This is a genomic window from Mycolicibacterium pyrenivorans, from assembly GCF_025821625.1.
In the GTDB taxonomy this organism is placed as follows: Bacteria; Actinomycetota; Actinomycetes; order Mycobacteriales; family Mycobacteriaceae; genus Mycobacterium; species Mycobacterium pyrenivorans.
Genome location: NZ_JACKSH010000135.1, coordinates 14,299 through 31,063 on the forward strand (window position 1 = coordinate 14,299; position 16,765 = coordinate 31,063).

General features: G+C 68.6%; 12 protein-coding genes and 2 pseudogenes. 7 read left to right on the forward strand and 7 right to left on the reverse strand.

What is annotated here, in order from left to right:
• Positions 1–39: 39 nt before the first annotated feature.
• Positions 40–706, forward strand: a pseudogene (locus tag H7I57_RS16520) (oxidoreductase).
• Here H7I57_RS16520 and H7I57_RS16525 read toward each other — a convergent pair.
• Positions 703–1,203, reverse strand: a complete 501-nt coding sequence (locus H7I57_RS16525; RefSeq protein ID WP_264024713.1) for a MarR family winged helix-turn-helix transcriptional regulator — start codon at positions 1,201–1,203, stop codon at positions 703–705. The pseudogene H7I57_RS16520 and the gene H7I57_RS16525 sit on opposite strands and share 4 nt — an antisense overlap.
• 53 nt (positions 1,204–1,256) lie before the next feature.
• On the opposite strand from H7I57_RS16525, the gene H7I57_RS16530 reads away from it, so the two are divergent.
• Positions 1,257–2,525 carry a multidrug effflux MFS transporter gene (locus H7I57_RS16530; protein ID WP_264024714.1) on the forward strand — a complete coding sequence of 423 codons (1,269 nt, stop codon included), beginning with the start codon at positions 1,257–1,259 and terminating at the stop codon, positions 2,523–2,525.
• Here H7I57_RS16530 and H7I57_RS16535 read toward each other — a convergent pair.
• A complete protein-coding gene (locus tag H7I57_RS16535; RefSeq protein ID WP_264024715.1) occupies positions 2,501–3,094 on the reverse strand; it encodes a TetR/AcrR family transcriptional regulator in 594 nt (197 codons plus the stop codon). The two genes, H7I57_RS16530 and H7I57_RS16535, sit on opposite strands and share 25 nt — an antisense overlap.
• Before the next feature lie 170 nt (positions 3,095–3,264).
• On the opposite strand from H7I57_RS16535, the gene H7I57_RS16540 reads away from it, so the two are divergent.
• Both H7I57_RS16540 and H7I57_RS16545 read left to right on the forward strand, forming a co-directional pair.
• Entirely contained in the window at positions 3,265–5,388 is a 2,124-nt protein-coding gene (locus H7I57_RS16540; protein ID WP_264024716.1) for a hydantoinase/oxoprolinase family protein, read from the forward strand.
• 4 nt (positions 5,389–5,392) lie between these two features.
• Complete coding sequence (locus tag H7I57_RS16545; protein ID WP_264024717.1) at positions 5,393–7,513, forward strand: hydantoinase B/oxoprolinase family protein; 2,121 nt, start codon at positions 5,393–5,395, stop codon at positions 7,511–7,513.
• A 59-nt stretch (positions 7,514–7,572) separates the two neighbouring features.
• Here the strand turns inward: H7I57_RS16545 and H7I57_RS33775 are convergent, their stop codons facing one another.
• Together H7I57_RS33775 and H7I57_RS16550 are read right to left on the reverse strand one after the other, a co-directional pair.
• Positions 7,573–7,836 (reverse strand): acyl-CoA dehydrogenase family protein, encoded by a 264-nt coding sequence (locus H7I57_RS33775; RefSeq protein ID WP_372510244.1) that lies wholly within the window; start codon positions 7,834–7,836, stop codon positions 7,573–7,575.
• Positions 7,719–8,226, reverse strand: a pseudogene (locus H7I57_RS16550) (class I SAM-dependent methyltransferase); the annotation flags it as partial. The gene H7I57_RS33775 and the pseudogene H7I57_RS16550, both read right to left, overlap by 118 nt.
• A gap of 97 nt (positions 8,227–8,323) precedes the next feature.
• On the opposite strand from H7I57_RS16550, the gene H7I57_RS16555 reads away from it, so the two are divergent.
• Positions 8,324–8,947: a trimeric intracellular cation channel family protein gene (locus H7I57_RS16555; protein ID WP_264024719.1), complete on the forward strand. Its 624-nt coding sequence runs from the start codon at positions 8,324–8,326 to the stop codon at positions 8,945–8,947.
• Between the two features lie 117 nt (positions 8,948–9,064).
• Here the strand turns inward: H7I57_RS16555 and H7I57_RS16560 are convergent, their stop codons facing one another.
• Together H7I57_RS16560 and H7I57_RS16565 are read right to left on the reverse strand one after the other, a co-directional pair.
• Positions 9,065–9,952 (reverse strand): ferredoxin family protein, encoded by an 888-nt coding sequence (locus tag H7I57_RS16560; RefSeq protein WP_264024720.1) that lies wholly within the window; start codon positions 9,950–9,952, stop codon positions 9,065–9,067.
• The gene (locus H7I57_RS16565; RefSeq protein WP_264024722.1) at positions 9,949–11,187 is read right to left on the reverse strand and encodes a cupin domain-containing protein; all 1,239 of its coding nucleotides are present in this window, start codon (positions 11,185–11,187) and stop codon (positions 9,949–9,951) included. The genes H7I57_RS16560 and H7I57_RS16565 overlap by 4 nt, the downstream gene beginning before the upstream one ends.
• Before the next feature lie 375 nt (positions 11,188–11,562).
• On the opposite strand from H7I57_RS16565, the gene H7I57_RS16575 reads away from it, so the two are divergent.
• Both H7I57_RS16575 and H7I57_RS16580 read left to right on the forward strand, forming a co-directional pair.
• Positions 11,563–13,203, forward strand: coding sequence for a peptide chain release factor 3 (locus H7I57_RS16575; protein ID WP_264024724.1), 1,641 nt, complete (start codon positions 11,563–11,565; stop codon positions 13,201–13,203).
• 44 nt (positions 13,204–13,247) lie between these two features.
• The gene (locus H7I57_RS16580) at positions 13,248–14,183 is read left to right on the forward strand and encodes an NAD(P)/FAD-dependent oxidoreductase (protein ID WP_264024726.1); all 936 of its coding nucleotides are present in this window, start codon (positions 13,248–13,250) and stop codon (positions 14,181–14,183) included.
• A 15-nt stretch (positions 14,184–14,198) separates the two neighbouring features.
• Here H7I57_RS16580 and H7I57_RS16585 read toward each other — a convergent pair whose 3' ends face one another.
• On the reverse strand, positions 14,199–16,733 hold the full coding sequence (locus tag H7I57_RS16585) for a DEAD/DEAH box helicase (protein ID WP_372510245.1): 2,535 nt from the start codon (positions 16,731–16,733) through the stop codon (positions 14,199–14,201).
• Positions 16,734–16,765 lie beyond the last annotated feature (32 nt).

A 16,765-nucleotide genomic window follows, 5' to 3' on the forward strand; every position in this document is an offset into this window, starting at 1 on the left:
CTGTCGTCAGGCCGCCGCACCCGCAACCTTACGGTGCCAATGGCATCGAAAGTACACCTTGCGTCCCGGTCTGCGGCGTTCACGCCGAGGAGGCGCGGACCTCTGACGCTGAAGAACCGCTTCATCAAGGCCGCCACCTTCGAGGGGCTGATGCCATGCGGCGAGGTCACCGACGAGCTGGTCGACTTCCACGCCGAGGTGGCCCGCGGGGGCGCGGCGATGACGACCGTCGCCTACTGCGCGATTTCACGGGCGGGCGGGTCCACCGCGACACGATGGTGCTCGATGCGCGCCGCGGGGCGGCGTTGCGCCGTCTGACCGATGCCGTGCACGCCGAGGACACGCTGGTGTGCGCCCACAGCGCTCCCGCGATGGGGCTGAGGGTCATCGGGCCGCATGTTCCGCACCTACCCGTTCGAGGAGGCGTTCTTCCTACCGCAGGCCCGGCAATTCCGAGAGACGCTCACGATGCCGCTGATCCTGCTCGGTGGGGTGAACACGATGGACACCGTCGACACCGCGCTTGCCGGGGGGTTCGAATTCGTTGCCATGGCCCGGGCACTGCTTCGTGATCCGCTCTGGCAACAAATTTCGTGAGGGCACCGCATACGAGGGGCTGTGTGTGCACTGCACGAAATGCATGGCGACGATCTACGGCGGCACGCGGTGCTTGCTGCGACAAGAGTCCATCCCGGCTCGGGCCTAACCGGCAGGGGTGCGTCTGCCGAGGTGGGTGGTCACCTCCGCGGCAAGCCTTCGCAGTGCGGGGACTGCGCTCACCAAGGTCGCGACGTCATCGTCGGGCATTTCGGCCAGCGCCGCGAAGATCGTTCCGGCGACGGCGTTCTCGATGGCTGCGCGTTCTTCGAGTGCTTTGGGGGTGGGGCGCAGCAGCGTGACGCGGCGGTCACCGGGGTCGGGTGCCCTGTCCACCAGGCCGCGGGCCGCGAGTGCGCGGACCGCGGCGCTGACATTGCTGGACTGCATCGTCATCGACGACGCAACTTCTGACACGCTCCGGTCCGGCGTGTCCATCACCGCGCGCAACACCGCCAGCTCGGTCGCGGGTAGCGGCGCGATACCCACGGCAGCCGGCCCGAAGCGGGCTATCCGCCAGGACACGTCGTGCACCACCAACGCGAGCTCACGCTGAGAGGCCGACGGAGCGGGCGCAGCGTCCTCCCTAGAAGCATATGTTGACATACGTATTATGATATACCTATTGCCGCCGTCGGTGGTCGCTTTCGAGGAGTTTCATGGCACGCAATGACGCAGCGGCGTCTCCGGCGCCTTCGGCGTGGTTGATCGTGGTGCTGGCCATGCTCAACGCCGTCGCCCCCTTCTCGATCGACATGTATCTGTCGGCGTTCCCCGAGATGGCGGCGGATTTCGGCACGTCGGCGCCGATGATCCAGCTGACGCTGACGACATTCCTGATCGGCCTGGCCAGCGGTCAGCTCGTCATCGGCTCGCTCTCGGACCGCTACGGCCGCCGTCGCCCGTTGATCATCGGCACCAGCGCCTGCCTGGCGGTCAGCGTCCTGTGCGCGCTGGCCCCGTCGATCGAGTTGCTGATCGTCCTGCGCTTCGCGCAGGGATTCTGTGGCGCCGCGGGTGTCGTCATCGCCCGCGCCGTGATCGCCGACCGCACCAGCGGATCCGGTGCCGCGCGACTGTTCGCGGTCATGATGCTCATCAGCGTCCTCGCGCCGATCACCGCACCGGTCCTCGGTGGCGTGGTCGTCACCGGGCTGGGATGGCGCGCGGTCTTCGCCGTGCTGGCGGCGATGAACATGCTGATGCTGCTCGGCGTGCTGCTCGCGGTCGGAGAGTCCCTTCCCGAACACCGTCGCCGGCCGGGAGGGCTGAAGGCGCTCGGTGCGAGCACCCGCAGCGTGCTGGCCAACCGCCACTACATCGGCTACACGCTGTGCATGGCCTTCACGGCCGCCGCGATGTTCGCCTACATCGCGGCCTCACCCTTCGTCCTGCAGAACATCCTCGGCTTCTCGCCGACGATGTACTCCCTGATCTACGGTGCCTGTGCGCTCGCTGTCGGGGCGGGCAGTCTCGTCTCCGCCCGCCTCGTGCGGAGCATCTCGCCGCGCCGGGTGCTGATGGGTGGCGTCACGGCTCTGGCCGCGGTCACCGCGCTGACGCTGCTCAATGTCACCGTCGGAGGGGTGATCCCCTGGGCCACAATCGCTTTGTCCGCTGGTTTCATGGCGAGCATCGGCTTCGTCTATGCCAACGCCACGGCGCTGGCCACCACCGAGGTCCGGTACGCCGCAGGCACGGGCTCTGCGGTGCTGGGTTTTCTGCAGTACGGGATGGGCGCGGTGACGCCGCCGCTGGTCGGCCTGGCAGGTGAGAACAGCGCGGTGCCCATGGGATCGGTGATGTTCGGGGCTGCGGCGTTGGCGGCGACGGCGCTGTTCGCGCTCACCCGCGGCCACGTGCCCAGTGACAGCGAGGACGAGCCTGCGCCCACTCGGCTGGATCAGCCTGTCACCGTGAGTAGGTAGCACCACGAGGCGGTGAGGGTCGCGAGAACGATGGCGCGGTCCTCCTGCCAACCGCGTCGAAACCATTGGCGTGACAGGAATTCGAACTCCCCGAACGCCACCACGCAGCGCACCCGACGGGTCTCGGGGTCGAACCTGCCCGCCGCTTCGAGGCCGGTGCGCATCGCCTCGACCGTCCCGTCGAACCACTTGTCCAGCATGGCCGACACTTCAGGCTCGCTCGCCTCGGCCTGATGCACCGCCAGCATGTACGGGCGGATGATCTGCCATTGGTCGAACTTGCGATTCAGCCAGTCCCGCACCAGATCCGGCCTGCCCAGCTCGATGACCGTGGCCAGTGGCGGGTCGTCGACGGTGGTGAGGATGGCATCCACATCGTCGATGAGTTGTCGCATCAGTTCGGCTTTGGAGGCGAAGTGCAGGTAGAACGTGGCACGGGTGGTGCCGGCCGCCGCGGCGATGTCCTCGACCTTGACGGCCTGGTAGCCCTTCGACGCGAACAGTTTCAGGCCGTGCTCGATCAGCAGCTCGCGGGTGCGCTGTTTCTGGGCATCGCGCAGCGTGGCCATCGCGTCACCGTACCGGTGTCGCCGGCGAGCGGACGTGACGCATTCCACTGCTGTACGGGCGCCCAAACTTCACAAGACGCACTGTATAGTGACTATACGGTGCGTAAAGCGCCGCGTGGCGTGACGCCCGCACATCAACGTCCCGGCATCCGGGCCGAAAGAGGACATTCATGGCGTATTACGTGGGCATCGACATCGGCGGCACCTTCACCGACGCCGTTCTGCTCGACGAGTCCGGCACGGCGCGTCTGCTCAAGACACCGACCACCCTCCATGACCCCTCCGAAGGGGTGAACAACGCCCTGGCGCTGGCCGAGGAGGAGCTCGGACTGGTCCCCGGGTCGATCCTGCGGCAGGTCGACTACTTCGGGTTGGGCACCACCGTGGCCACCAATGCCCTCATCGAACGCAAGGGCGTCAAGACCGGCATCATCACCACCAAGGGCTTCCGGGACGCCATCCTGATGCAGCGGGCGACCGGCCACTGGACCGGCCGCGAATTACACGAGATCATGCACGACTCGCAGCGCTCCCACACCGAACCGGTGGTCGAACGCCCGCTGATCCGGGAGGTCACCGAGCGCATCGACTACAAGGGCGCCATCGTCACGCCGCTGGATGAAGCCGAGGTGCGCGCCGAGGTCCGGGCTCTGCTCGACGACGGTGTCGAGGCCATCGCGGTATGCCTGCTGTGGTCGTTCCGCGAGCCGGCTCACGAGCAGCGGGTCGCCGGCATCATCCGCGAGATGGCACCCGACGTGTACCTGAGTGTCTCCAGCGAGCTGGCGCCCGTCCTCGGGGAGTACGAGCGCACGGCCACCACGGCCCTCAACGCCTACCTCGGCCCCGCCGTGCGCGGATACATGACCAAGCTCGACACGTCGTTGCGCGACCGCGGGCTGACGGGCTCGCTGCGCATCCTGGATTCCGGTGGTGGCGTCATCACGCCCGAGAGATGCGGTGACACAGCGGTTTCCATCCTGACATCGGGTCCGGCCGGCGGTGTGCTGGCCAGCGCCCAGCTTGCCCGCCGCATCGGCACCCCCAACGTGCTGACCACCGACATGGGTGGCACGTCGTTCGACGTCGGCATGATCACCGACTATGAGCCGGTCGTCACGGCCAAGCAGCAGGTGAACGGGTACCAGGTCGTCAAGCCCGCGGTGCAGATAACCGCGATCGGAGCGGGCGGCGGTTCGATCGCCCGGGTGGTCGGCGGGCAACTCGTCGTCGGACCCACCAGCGCGGGCTCGGTGCCCGGCCCGGTCTGTTACGCCCGTGGCGGCACTCAGCCCACCGTCACTGATGCCGACGTGGTGCTCGGCATCATCGACCCCAGCTATTTCCTCGGCGGCTCGTTCGGACTCGACAAAGAGGGCGCCGAGCGCGCGATGCACGACAAGATCGCCGAACCCCTCGGCCTCACCGTGCAGGAAGCCGCCCACGGCATCAAGGCGATCGCCGACCACCGGATGGCCGATCTGCTCGACACGCTCACCGTCGGCCAGGGCCACGACCCGCGCGATTTCGTCGTGTTCGCCTATGGCGGTGCCGGTGGCGCACACTGCCACCAATTCGGTGCCGAACTCGGCGCCCAGTCGATCCTGGTGCCTGCCACCGCGACCGTGCACTCGGCTTTCGGGGCGGCGATGAGTGACCTGCACATCTCGGCCGAGGTCTCCGACCCGATGCACTCGGCGACCTGGGAAGGCGCCAAGGACGCGTTCGATCCCGACCGCCTCACCCGTCATTTCGAGGATCTCGAAGCCGCGACCACCAAGGAACTGCTGGGCGGCGGCGCCGGGAACCACCGAATAACACTGCAGCGGTTCGCCGACGTGCGATTCCGGATGCAGAGTAAGAGCCTGTCGGTTCCGGTGGAGCCCGGCGCCCTGGACTCCGCCTCGATCGTCCGCATGATGGACGCGTTCCGCACGCTGTTCGTCGACCTGTACGGCACCGAGGCGCTCTTCCTGGGCGCCGGCGTCGAGATCGTGTCGCTGCGCGTGCAGGCCAAGGGTGAACTGGACAAGCCGCGGGTGCGCCACGTCGTCAGCGCCAGGGCCAACGGCGGCTCCATGCCCGCGTCGCGCCCGGTGTATCTGGGTGCCGAGCACGGCTTCGCGATGGCCGACGTCGCCCGCGGCACCGATCTGCGCCCGGGTGACCGGGTTCAGGGTCCCGCAGTCATCGAACACCCCGGCACCACGATCTTCGTGGGGCCCGGCCAGACCGCCGTCATCGACGACCTGGAGAACACCGTCATCCGCACCAGCCAGCAGAAGGACGCCTGAACCGATGAGCACCATCACCGAGCGACCCGCGACCGTAGACGTCATCACCTACGAGGTGGTCCGCAACCGCCTCACCGCCATCGTCGCCCAACAGTCCGCCGTGCTCAAGAACGTCTCCGGTTCGCCGTTGGTCACCGAGGCCAACGACTGCAACACCGGTGTGTACCTGTCCACCGGGGAGGTCGTTGCGATGGGCCCGCACAACCTCTTCCACTCCGGATCGATGGAGACGGTGGTGAACCACATCATCGCCGACTGCACAGACACCATGGGTATCAACGACGGCGACGCGTTCATCACCAACGACCCGTACAAGGGCGCGCTGCACATGCCCGATGTCACGATGATCGAGCCGGTCTTCCACGACGGTGTCAGGATCGGCTGGGTGGGCACGTGTGCCCACGTGCTCGACATCGGCGGCATGACCCCCTCCAGTTGGTCCCCGGCCGCCCGGGAGATCTACCAGGAGGGCCTCATCCTGCCGCCCACCAAGATCATCGAGGGCGGCAAGACCCGCCACGATGTCTGGAACCTGATCCTGGCCGCCTCGCGGTTGCCCGCGAACCTGGGTCTCGACCTCAAGGCGATGATCGCCGCCAACAATCACGCCAAACACGGCATGCTCCGACTGGTCGAGCGCTACGGCACCGACACCGTCACCACGGTCATGACGACCATGCTGGACCGCTCGGAGTCGCAGGTGCGTGAACGGCTGCTGACGATCCCTGACGGGATCACCCGCGCGCGAACCTATTTCGATCACAACGGCCACGAAGCGACGCTCGCGCGGGTCGAGGTCGAACTGCGCAAAGACGGTGACCGGCTGGTGTTCGACTACGCCAATACCGCCGAACAACTGCCCGGCTTCTTCAACTGCACCATGTCCGGGCTGCGCGGCGGCGTGTTCTCCTCGATCCTGCCCGTGCTCGCGCACGACATCCCGTGGAACAGCGGTGTCATGCGCGCCATCGAGGTCACCGCCCCGGAGGGCACCATCGTCAACGCCCGGCACCCGGCACCGTGTGGCGCTGCCACCACGGGCGCCACCAGCGTCGTGCAGAGCACCGCAGGCGCCGCGCTGTCGACGTTGGTCAGCGCGCACGACGAATTACGAAGCGAGGCAAGGGCTGTCACCACCGGTGGGCTGATGATCTTCCACATCGCGGGGCGCAACCAGTACGGCGAGCCCTACGGCGGCGCCATGACCGAAGTCCTGGCCGGCGGGGCCGGAGCCACCGTGAACCACAACGGCGTCGACTACCGGGGCCCGAACGAGATCCTCACCGGTCAGTTCAACAACGTCGAAGGCGAGGAGTCCGTCTTCCCGCTGCTGTACCTGTACCGCTCGGCCAACACCGACGGCGGTGGGGCAGGCCGCAACCACGGCGGCGTCTCGGTGAGCTCGTCGTTCACGCTGCACGACACCGACGTCCTGCACGGCGTCATGGCCGGACACAGCATGTCCATGCCCAACTCGCTGGGGATTCACGGCGGCATGCCGGGTTCCACCCATCAGGTGGCGATCATCCGCGGTGGGGACCGGACCGACTACACCGGTTCACCGGGGGAGATCCATTTGGCTGCAGGCGATGTCGTGGACTGGAGCTTCCACGGCGGTGGCGGCTGGGGCGATCCCCTCGACGCCGACCCGGCTATGGTCCTGGGCGACATCACGGCCGGGCGCGTCTCTCCGGAGAGCGCTGCGCAGCTGTACAAGGTCGTGGCGGTCGACGGCACCGTGGCCGCCGAGGAGACCGCAGCACTCCGCGGCCGGGAGCGTGCCCGGCGTCGACTGTGGGCCCAGGACAACACTTTCGGTGCGCGACACCTGGAACTCGGTGACGGGGTGCGCAGGTTGGGCGACCATCTGGTGTTGGCCCACGACGGCGTCTCCCCGGTCTATGCCTGTGACTGCGGCAATGTGCTCGCACCGGCATCGGAGAACTGGAAGGCCTATGCGGGCCACTCGCGGCTGAGCGCCGATGAGCTGGGACCCAAGGTCCGGCTGCACCCCGGCCTGCGTGCCGACGGCTATGCGTGCCCGGGGTGCGGCACGATGCTGGCGGTCGAGGTGCGCGCAGACGCCGACGAGCCGTTGCGCGACATCGAGCTGACCGGCTGCTAGGGCGCTACGCGCCGGGAGCTTCCAGCGACCTGCAGAGCTGTTCCCGGTGATGGCGGGTGTCACCGCAGAGCAGGGCGTTGACGCGGGCCCGCCGTAGGTAAGAGGTGCAAGTCGTGCTCCCAGGTGAAGCCGATCCCGCCGGGTAGCTGAAGCGCTTGTCCGGCAACCCGGTTGACGGCTTCGGACACGTAGGCCTTGGCGATGCTGGAAACCGTCTGGCGCACTCGGTGATGAGACCCATCGCCTCGTCGGGCTGCAGATACATCAGCAGGCCCTCCGCGGTGATGAAGACGCCGTTGCTCGTGTCCACCCCGTCCATCCACGTGTAGTCGAGTGCCGACTGCGCAAGGTTGGTGATCCGTGGCGAAGCAGGCAGCAGCCGCTGACGCAGGTCGACGATCGGCGGGAAATCGACGGTGACCCAGCGGAATTCGGGGTTCGGGAGCAAACTGCTCAGGCGCCAGAAGCTCGTCTGCAGGCCTTCGGCGAGGGCGACGACGGTGGCGGGACAGGTACCGCGTCGCGGCCCGGTCGAAGGCCAGCGAGCGCAGGGCCATCTCCTGGCCCTTGCGGCCGAACTTGTCGAAATCGAACTCGATCGCGTCGACGAGCCTGATGGCCATCGGATCGTCGATGATGGCGTCCCGGTGGCGGGCTTGGTGCGCCCTTCCGTTGAGCGTCAGCAACGCTGTCTCGGAGACGCCGGTCAGCATGCTGGCGTCGGCTCCGTCGCCGTCTGCGTGGTTCACCGTCTCGAACCTACCTGTGTGGCGGGAGTCCACCTGGCCGCGGATCGGGTATACCTCGTGCATGTCGATGTCGCCCCTGCTGCTGGCGCTCGACTTCATCGGCACCTTCGCGTTCGCGTTGAACGGCGCCTTGACCGCGGTGCGGACCGCACGGCTCGACATCGTCGGCGTGGTCACCCTCGGTATGTTCACGGCGCTCGGTGGCGGCACGATCCGCGACATGCTCCTCGACGATCTTCCGCCTGCGACGTTCCTCGACTGGCGTTATCTGGCCCTGGCGGCGGGCGGCGGGCTCCTCGCCTTCGCCCTCAGCCGCCGCCTCGAGCGGTTGGCGATGCCCATCACCGTGCTCGACGCCGTGGGGTTGAGCGTGTTCGCGGTGCTGGGCGCGCTCAAGGCGCTGGAGATGGGTTTCGGTGTGGTCCAGGCGGTCATCATCGGGGCGATCACCGCGGTCGGCGGGGGCACCATCCGGGACGTGATGATCGGCAGGATCCCGACCGTGCTGCGCAGCGAGCTCTACGCGATCCCGGCGCTGATCGGCGCCGGCTGCGCCGCCGCGGCCCACAGCCTCGGCCACCAGGGAACGGTCGCCGCGCTGGGGGCGGCGAGCGTGTGCTTCGTGATCAGGATGCTCGGGGTCCGCTTCGACCTGCATGCGCCACGGCCTCCCGCCGGACCCTGACCGGCGCCCTTGTTCCCGATTGCGATTCGGGTGTCGCTGGTCAATGTCAGCGTGACCAACTACACCGAAATCACAGGTGAGCGGGCCGAGGATGCCGCGCTGGGGTACGCCTGAAGCTCACGCCGACGCGATGGACGCCAGGGTGAAAACGCGGACTGCGCCTGGAACTTTCGCGGAGCACTGCGACAGGAGTGGTTCGGAGAGTTCTTCGTTGAGCCGGACCTCGATGGGGCCCGCCTCGCCGCCGAGCACGACCCGAACCCCGCCGCCGGTGCGCTCGACGTCGAGCGGAGGCAGCGCAGAGATACGGTCGTCGCCGTACTTCTCGCGGGCGAAGTACTGGGCGGCTTGCACCGCGTGCGGTAGCGAGGTGCGCCCGCGCAGATACCTGTTGTCCAGCCGGCCGTCGAGGTACAGGCGGACAAGCCCGGCCGAATCGGTGGAGTCCACTCGCCCGTAACACAGCCCTTCGGGCAGCACGAGCATGGTCGCCGCGAACCGGTCACCGCCCAAATGGGAGCATTCCCAGGTTATCTCGGGGAACTCGGCCGCGATGGCCGCCGTCGCGCCGCGCCCGCGGACCGCGCAGCACTGGTCGTGCTTGCCGTGCGCGCAGATGGCGACCACCGGATCGCTGGACAGCGTGCCGTCGGTTCCGTCGAGGGCCAGGTTCAGGTAGTCGGCGGGAGAATCCACCTCACCGGCGTAGAGCGCCTCGTCACCCAGGCCGGCCCGGGCCACGAACCACCGCCACCGGGGTGCCGTGTCGCGACGACCATGACGGCGTATCGCCGCGATCCGCATACCGGCCCTCTCCACCCTCCGCACGATGGCCCGTCCGAGGTCGGGATCGATGACGGCCGGTGAGTTGAGAAACGCCGAATGGCCCCAGCCGCCGCTCAATTCGAGCAGCACCCAGGACGATCCCGCCGACGCGGTCCCGTACATGGGGTCGTCGCGAGCCAACGACTGGTCACTGCACGGGATTCTCTTCGGTGTCGTCATCCGCCGGCCGCCGACAAGGGACCGTCCCGATCGGGTGCCGGTACCACCACGGCCTCGCGCAGCAGCCTGCGAATCAGTACCGTCGCGTCGGCACGGTCGAGCCCGGGCAGCGTTGCCGCGTCGGCGGTGAGCCCGCGGTGCAGCGCCTGAACGGCGTCCGCGCACGAGGCCGGGAACGTCATGACGCGGTCGGGGAGACGCAGCACGACGCGGCCGCCGGCACTGTCGAGTGTGGCCACCAGCCCGTGGCGCCACCGCACCCTGATGCTGTCGGCCGACTCCGCGGCCGCCAGGGTGGCCAGCGGACGCACCGCGACGGGCCGGGTCCGATCGGCGTGGCGTCGCGTCAACTGGGCGGCGGCGCCGCCGCTGAGCGTGGACGCCTCGTCGCGCAGGGTGTCGACCATCTGCGCCATCACCTTCGTCACCGCCGCGATGATCTCATCCGGAGCGGTCGGGTCGCCGCCCATCGGCAGCGACTCCCGGAACGCCTCGACGGTCGCGAGTTGATCGACGACCGCGCGGGCGACGTTCACGCCGGTCACGGGAGCGACCCCGATCGTCAGGTGAATCGACGTCGACTCCAGCGCTTGCGCCGAGTGCACCCAGCCGCGCGGCAGGTACAGCGCATCGCCCGGCGACAGCACGGTGTCGATGACCGGCTCCCCGGTTACCCGCTCGGCGATCGCCTCCCGGTGCTGGGTCCACGGCTGGGAGGGCAGGGGATGAGCGTGCACCGGCTCGTGCACGATCCAGCGCTTCTGCCCGGCGGCCTGCAGGACGAAGACATCGTGAACGTCGTAGTGAGGATCGAATCCGCGGTTGCTGGGCGGGGTGATGTAGGCGTTCGCCTGCACCGGATGACCGAGGTCGTCGACGGCCTGCCGGACGAAGTCGATCAGCGGCGGCCACAGCCGGTGCAGCCCCTGCAGCACTATCGTCGCGCCCGCGGCGAACTCGGCCAGCACTTTGGCGGAGTCGACCTGATCGGGCATGTCGGCGCCGAAGCCCGCAGGCCCGACGTAGCAGTCCCTGGCCAGGACGTCGCCCTCCTTGGCCAGGCGGATGAACGGCGCGCGTACCCCGCGCTCGGCGATCAACTCGTCGACCGTGGCGGGCGAGAGCAGATCCCCGAAATCGCGGGGCAGCGAACCGGACCGGCTGAGCAGTGGCCGCCGACCCCAGTAGTCCGTGGCGAACGTATGTGGGTCGGCGGCGACGCAGCGCCTCAGCATCGCGAAGCGATCAGGCCGTTCCGTCGGCTCCGCCGTCGTGGCCTTCGGGGTTCGAGCCGCCGTCGGCGGTGCCTTCGCCGCCTGCGGTTCCGTCGGCTCCGCCGTCGTGGCCCCGTCGGCTCCGCCGTCGTGGCCTTCGGGATTGGAGCCGCCGTCGGCGGTGCCTTCGCCGCCGCCGCCGGAGGTCGTGATGTCATCGTCGTCGAGTGCCATGGTGATCCTTCCTCGGTCGCAATCACGTCGGTACGGGGCACCGACGGGTGCGGTTGAGTGTTACCGCGGATCGGGAGATCGAAACGCATCGCGCCGCCGTCATCGTGGCTGGAAGACCGCGATTATCGTTTCGGCGCCGCGGCCAATAAAATCGACCACGCAATGACCGATACCGCCTCTGGTGTGTCGACGACGGCCGCCGGGCCTCAGGCAGACCGAATCTCCGCCGAAGCGCGACGCCGCAGAACGTTCGCAGTGATCAGCCACCCCGACGCCGGCAAGTCCACCTTGACCGAGGCGCTGGTGCTGCATGCCAAAGCCATCACCGAGGCAGGGGCAATCCACGGCAAGGCGGGTCGCCGCGCGACCGTGTCGGACTGGATGGAGATGGAGAAGGCCCGCGGCATCTCCATCACCTCGACGGCCCTGCAGTTCCCGTACAAGACGCAGGCCGGCACGACGTGCATCATCAACCTGCTCGACACCCCCGGCCACGCCGACTTCTCCGAGGACACCTACCGCGTGCTGACCGCCGTCGATTCCGCGGTGATGCTCATCGACGCCGCGAAGGGGCTGGAACCGCAGACGCTGAAGCTCTTCCAGGTGTGTCGTCACCGTCGCATCCCGATCATCACGGTGGTCAACAAGTGGGACCGCCCGGGCCGCCATGCCCTGGAGTTGATGGACGAGATCCAGGCGCGGATCGGGCTGCAGCCCACCCCGCTGACCTGGCCCGTCGGCATCGCCGGCGACTTCAAGGGTGTCCTCGACCGGCGCACCGGCAACTTCATCCGGTTCACCCGTACCGCCGGCGGCGCCACCGCCGCTCCCGAGGAGCACATCGATCCCTCACGGGCACACGACGCCGCCGGTCTGGACTGGGACACCGCGGTGGAGGAGTCCGAACTGCTCAGCGCCGACGGTGCCGACTTCGATCCGGACACGTTCCTCGACTGCACCTCGACACCGGTCCTGTTCACCTCGGCCGCCCTCAATTTCGGAGTCAACCAGCTTCTCGACGTGCTCGCTCAGCTCGCACCGTCACCGAACGGGGCGCTCGACGTCGACGGCAACCGCCGCGAGGCGGCCGCACCGTTCAGCGCGTTCGTGTTCAAGGTCCAGGCGGGTATGGACTCCGCCCATCGGGACCGCATCGCCTATGCCCGGGTGTGCTCGGGGACGTTCGAACGGGGCGAGGTCCTGACCCATGCCGCCACCGGCAAGCCGTTCGTGACCAAGTACGCGCAGTCGGTGTTCGGTCAGCAGCGGTCCACCCTGGACACCGCATGGCCGGGCGACGTCATCGGGCTCGCCAACGCCGCCGCGCTGCGTCCGGGCGACACCCTCTACCAGGACGTCGCCGTGCAGTATCCGCCGATCCCGAGCTTCTCGCCCGAGCATTTCGCCGTCGCGCGCGGAACCGATCCGAGCAAGCACAAGCAGTTCCGCAAGGGGATCGAGCAGCTCGACCAGGAGGGCGTCATCCAGGTGCTGCGCTCGGACCGCCGCGGTGACCAGGCGCCGGTGTTCGCCGCCGTCGGCCCGATGCAGTTCGAGGTCGCCAGTCACCGGATGGCCGGCGAGTTCGGTGCGCCGATCCAGCTCGAGCCGCTGCCGTACACGGTGGCCCGCGCCGCCGACCCCGCCGATGCCGAGTTGCTGGCAAAGCAGGCGTCGGTCGAGGTGTTCACCCGCACCGACGGCGTCGTGCTCGCGGTGTTCTCCACGAAGTGGCGCCTCGAGAACGTCCAACGGGACAACCCCGGCCTGTCCCTGCGGTCCCTGGTCGCGGCCGGGGATTAGCGCATCGGGGGTTTGACCCGGGCGTCACCGGCAACCTGTGCCGGGTGACCGAAGACTGGGAATGTGTTGTCGTCGGCGCCGGTGCGGCGGGTTTGAGCGCCGCCCTGGTGCTGGGCCGGGCGCGCCGCCGGACGCTCGTGGTCGACGCCGACGACCAGAGCAACCGGGCGGCGCCCGCGATCGGCGGTCTCCTCGGATACGACCAGCGACCGCCGGGCGAGCTCTACGCCGCCGGTCGTCGTGAGCTCGCGTCCTATCCCACCGTCGAGTACCGCGCCGGGGAGGTGCTGGACGGGTCGCCTGTCGCCGATGGGCTGGAACTGATCCTCAGCGGCGGACAGCGCGTGCATGCCCGTCGGGTACTGCTGGCCACCGGGATGCGGTACTGCCCGCCGGACCTGCCGGGTCTGGGTCCGTTGTGGGGTGAGTCGGTGTTCCAATGCCCGTTCTGTCACGGCTGGGAGATGCGGGACAGCAGGTTGGCGGCGATGGCTTCGGGTGAGGACGCCGTGCACGCGGCGTTGATGCTGCGCGGGTGGAGCGGCGACGTGGTGCTGCTGACCGACGGGCCTGCGCGGCTCAGCGCCACCCAGCAGCAGCTGTTGCGGAACGCCGGTGTGCCCGTCGACGAGCGGCCGGTGGCCGAACTGATCGGCCGGCTGGGCCGATTGACCGAGATCGTGTTCGCCGACGGCGCCCGCATCCAGCGGGATGGGCTCCTGGTCGAGGCGCCGCTGCGGCAGCGGTCCTCACTGGGCGAAAAGCTCGGTGCCAGTTGCACGTCCGGTTCGTTGGGACTGGATGCGACGGGGGTCGACGCACTGTTCCGGACCGACCAACCCAATGTGTTCGCGGCCGGAGATGTGTGCGCGCAGCAGCCTCACGTCGCCGGCGCGATGGCGGCGGGGTCCAATGCCGCGATGATCATCGCGCAGAGCCTGTTCGCAGACGAATTCGGATTGCCCTACCCGCCGGACTGAGGGCGATGGTCGCTTCTAGTCCATGCGCCCGGCGTCGACCATCCGGATCACCGCCGCGCCCTCCTCGTCGGAGGCGGGCAGGTCGACTTCCACCTCGAAGCCCCAGTCATGGTCGCCCGCAGGGTCGTCCAGGATCTGGCGCACCCGCCACACATCAGGCTGCCGGTCGATGATCAGCAGCGCGGGGCCGCGGGCATCCGCGCCCGTGCCGACCTCGTCGTGCTCGTCGAAGTACGCGCGGACGACCTCCTCCCAGCGCTCGGAGGTCCATCCGGAGTCGGCGTCCAACTGGCCGAGGTCATACCAGCGTCGCCGGGCGAACAACTCCACCCGCCGGAACAACGCGTTGCGCACCATCGCGGTGAACGCGCGCTCGTTGCCGGTGAGCGGACGCGGACGGGCCGGCACCGTCACCGGTGCGTCCAGCGGCTGGTCCGGGCTGGTGAGCTGCTCCCACTCGTCGAGCAGACTTGAATCGACCTGGCGCACAAGCTCACCCAGCCACTCTACGATGTCGGTGACCTCCTCGGTGCGGGCCGCGGCCGGCACTCCGGAGCGCAGTGCCTTGAACGCATCGGAGAGATAGCGCAGCACCGCACCCTCCGAACGGGTCAGCCCGTAGACGCTGACGAACTCCCGGAAGGTGAACGCGCGCTCCCACATCTCGCGCACCACGGACTTCGGTGACAGCCGCGCGTCGGCGGCCCACGGGTTGCTCTGCAGGTATACCTCGTAGGTGTGGGCCAGTAGCTCGTCGAGCGGCTTGGGGTAGGTGACGTCATCGAGGAGTTCGATCCGCTCGTCGTATTCGATGCCCTCGGCCTTCATCGCGGCGACGGCCTCACCCCTGGCCTTGTTCAACTGCGCGGCCAGGATCTGACGCGGATCCTCCAGGGTCGCCTCGATGACCGATACGACGTCCAGCGCATACGTTTCCGATGCCGCGTCGAGCACACCGACCGCGGCGAGCGCGAACGTCGACAGCGGCTGGTTGAGTGCGAAATCCGGAGGCAGGTCGACGGTGAGTCGGTAGCGGCGACCGTCGGGCTCGGGTTGCTCGAGCCGTTCCACCACGCCGGCCTGCAGCAGGGAGCGGGCGATGCCGATCGCCTCGCGGACGTGCTGCAGTTGTCGTTTGCGCGGCTCGTGGTTCTCGGTGAGCAGCCGGCGCATCGCGGTGAACGGGTCCCCGGGCCGGTCGACGACGTCCAGGATCATCGCCGTCGACACCCGCATGTTGCTGGTCAGCGGTTCGGGCGTGGCCTCGACCAGTCGGGTCATCGTGGCCTCACCCCACGGCACCATGCCCTCGGGAACCTTGCGGCGCACCAGCTTTCGGCGCTTCTTCGGATCATCGGCGACCTTGGCGAACTGCTTGAGATTCTCCACCTCATGGTCGGGCGCCTGGACGACGACGGTGCCCGCGGTGTCGAAGCCGGCGCGCCCGGCCCGCCCGGCGATCTGGTGGAACTCCCGGGCGTTGAGCAGCCTGGTGCGGGTGCCGTCGTACTTCGACAACGCGGAGAAGACGACGGTCCGGATCGGCACGTTGATGCCGACACCGAGGGTGTCGGTGCCGCAGATGACCTTGAGCAGGCCGGCCTGGGCGAGCTGCTCCACCAGTCGCCGGTACTTCGGCAGCATCCCCGCATGGTGAACGCCGATGCCATGGCGGACCAGTCGCGACAGCGTCGAGCCGAACGCGGTGGAGAACCGGAAGGCGCCGATGTGCTCGGCGATCGCGGCCTTCTCCTCCTTGGTGCTCACGTTGATGCTCATCAGCGCCTGCGCCCGCTCCAGCGCCGAGGCCTGGGTGAAATGCACGACGTAGATCGGTGCCTGCCGGGTGTCGAGCAGGTCGCCGATCGTCTCGTGCATCGGTGTCGTGGCATAGCTGTAGAACAGTGGGACGGGGCGTTCGGCGTTGGCGACCAGCGCCGTCGGCCGTCCGGTGCGGCGGGTGAGGTCCTCCCGCAGGAATGTGACGTCACCGAGCGTGGCCGACATCAGCAGGAACTGGGCGTTCGGCAGCTCGAGCAGCGGCACCTGCCAGGCCCAGCCGCGGTCGGGGTCGCCGTAGAAGTGGAACTCGTCCATCACCACCAGGCTCGTGCTGATCGGGGTCCGGCCCCGGCCGCCTTCGCGCAGCGCGATGTTGGCCAGCACCTCCGCGGTGCAGGTGATGATCGGCGCCCCTGCGTTCACCGAGGCGTCGCCGGTGAGCATGCCGACGTTGGCGGCCCCGAACACGTCGCACAGCGCGAAGAACTTCTCGCTCACCAGCGCCTTGATCGGCGCCGTGTAGTAGCTGCGCCGTCCCGCCGCCAGCGCCGCATAGAGCGCGCCGGTGGCCACCAGGGATTTGCCCGACCCGGTCGGCGTCGCCAGCACCACGTTGGCGCCGCTGACCAGTTCGATCAGCGCCTCCTCCTGCGCCGGGTAAAGCGCAGTGCCGCTCGCCTCGGCCCACCCCGCGAACGACGCGAACAGCTCATCGGGGTCGGACCCCATCGCGCGTAGTGGGGACAGGTCGGCGGGGTCGTCGAGCAGGGGCGGCGGGAGGGACGTGGGGTGGGAGGGTG

Coding starts and splice junctions, on each gene's coding strand:
- H7I57_RS16575 (WP_264024724.1), top strand. CDS start 11,563: ATGACCGATACCGCCTCTGGTGTGTCGACGACGGCCGCCGGGCCTCAG.
- H7I57_RS16560 (WP_264024720.1), bottom strand. CDS start 9,952: ATGACGACACCGAAGAGAATCCCGTGCAGTGACCAGTCGTTGGCTCGC.
- H7I57_RS16545 (WP_264024717.1), top strand. CDS start 5,393: ATGAGCACCATCACCGAGCGACCCGCGACCGTAGACGTCATCACCTAC.
- H7I57_RS16540 (WP_264024716.1), top strand. CDS start 3,265: ATGGCGTATTACGTGGGCATCGACATCGGCGGCACCTTCACCGACGCC.
- H7I57_RS16565 (WP_264024722.1), bottom strand. CDS start 11,187: ATGCTGAGGCGCTGCGTCGCCGCCGACCCACATACGTTCGCCACGGAC.
- H7I57_RS16525 (WP_264024713.1), bottom strand. CDS start 1,203: ATGTCAACATATGCTTCTAGGGAGGACGCTGCGCCCGCTCCGTCGGCC.
- H7I57_RS16555 (WP_264024719.1), top strand. CDS start 8,324: ATGTCGATGTCGCCCCTGCTGCTGGCGCTCGACTTCATCGGCACCTTC.
- H7I57_RS16530 (WP_264024714.1), top strand. CDS start 1,257: ATGGCACGCAATGACGCAGCGGCGTCTCCGGCGCCTTCGGCGTGGTTG.
- H7I57_RS16535 (WP_264024715.1), bottom strand. CDS start 3,094: ATGGCCACGCTGCGCGATGCCCAGAAACAGCGCACCCGCGAGCTGCTG.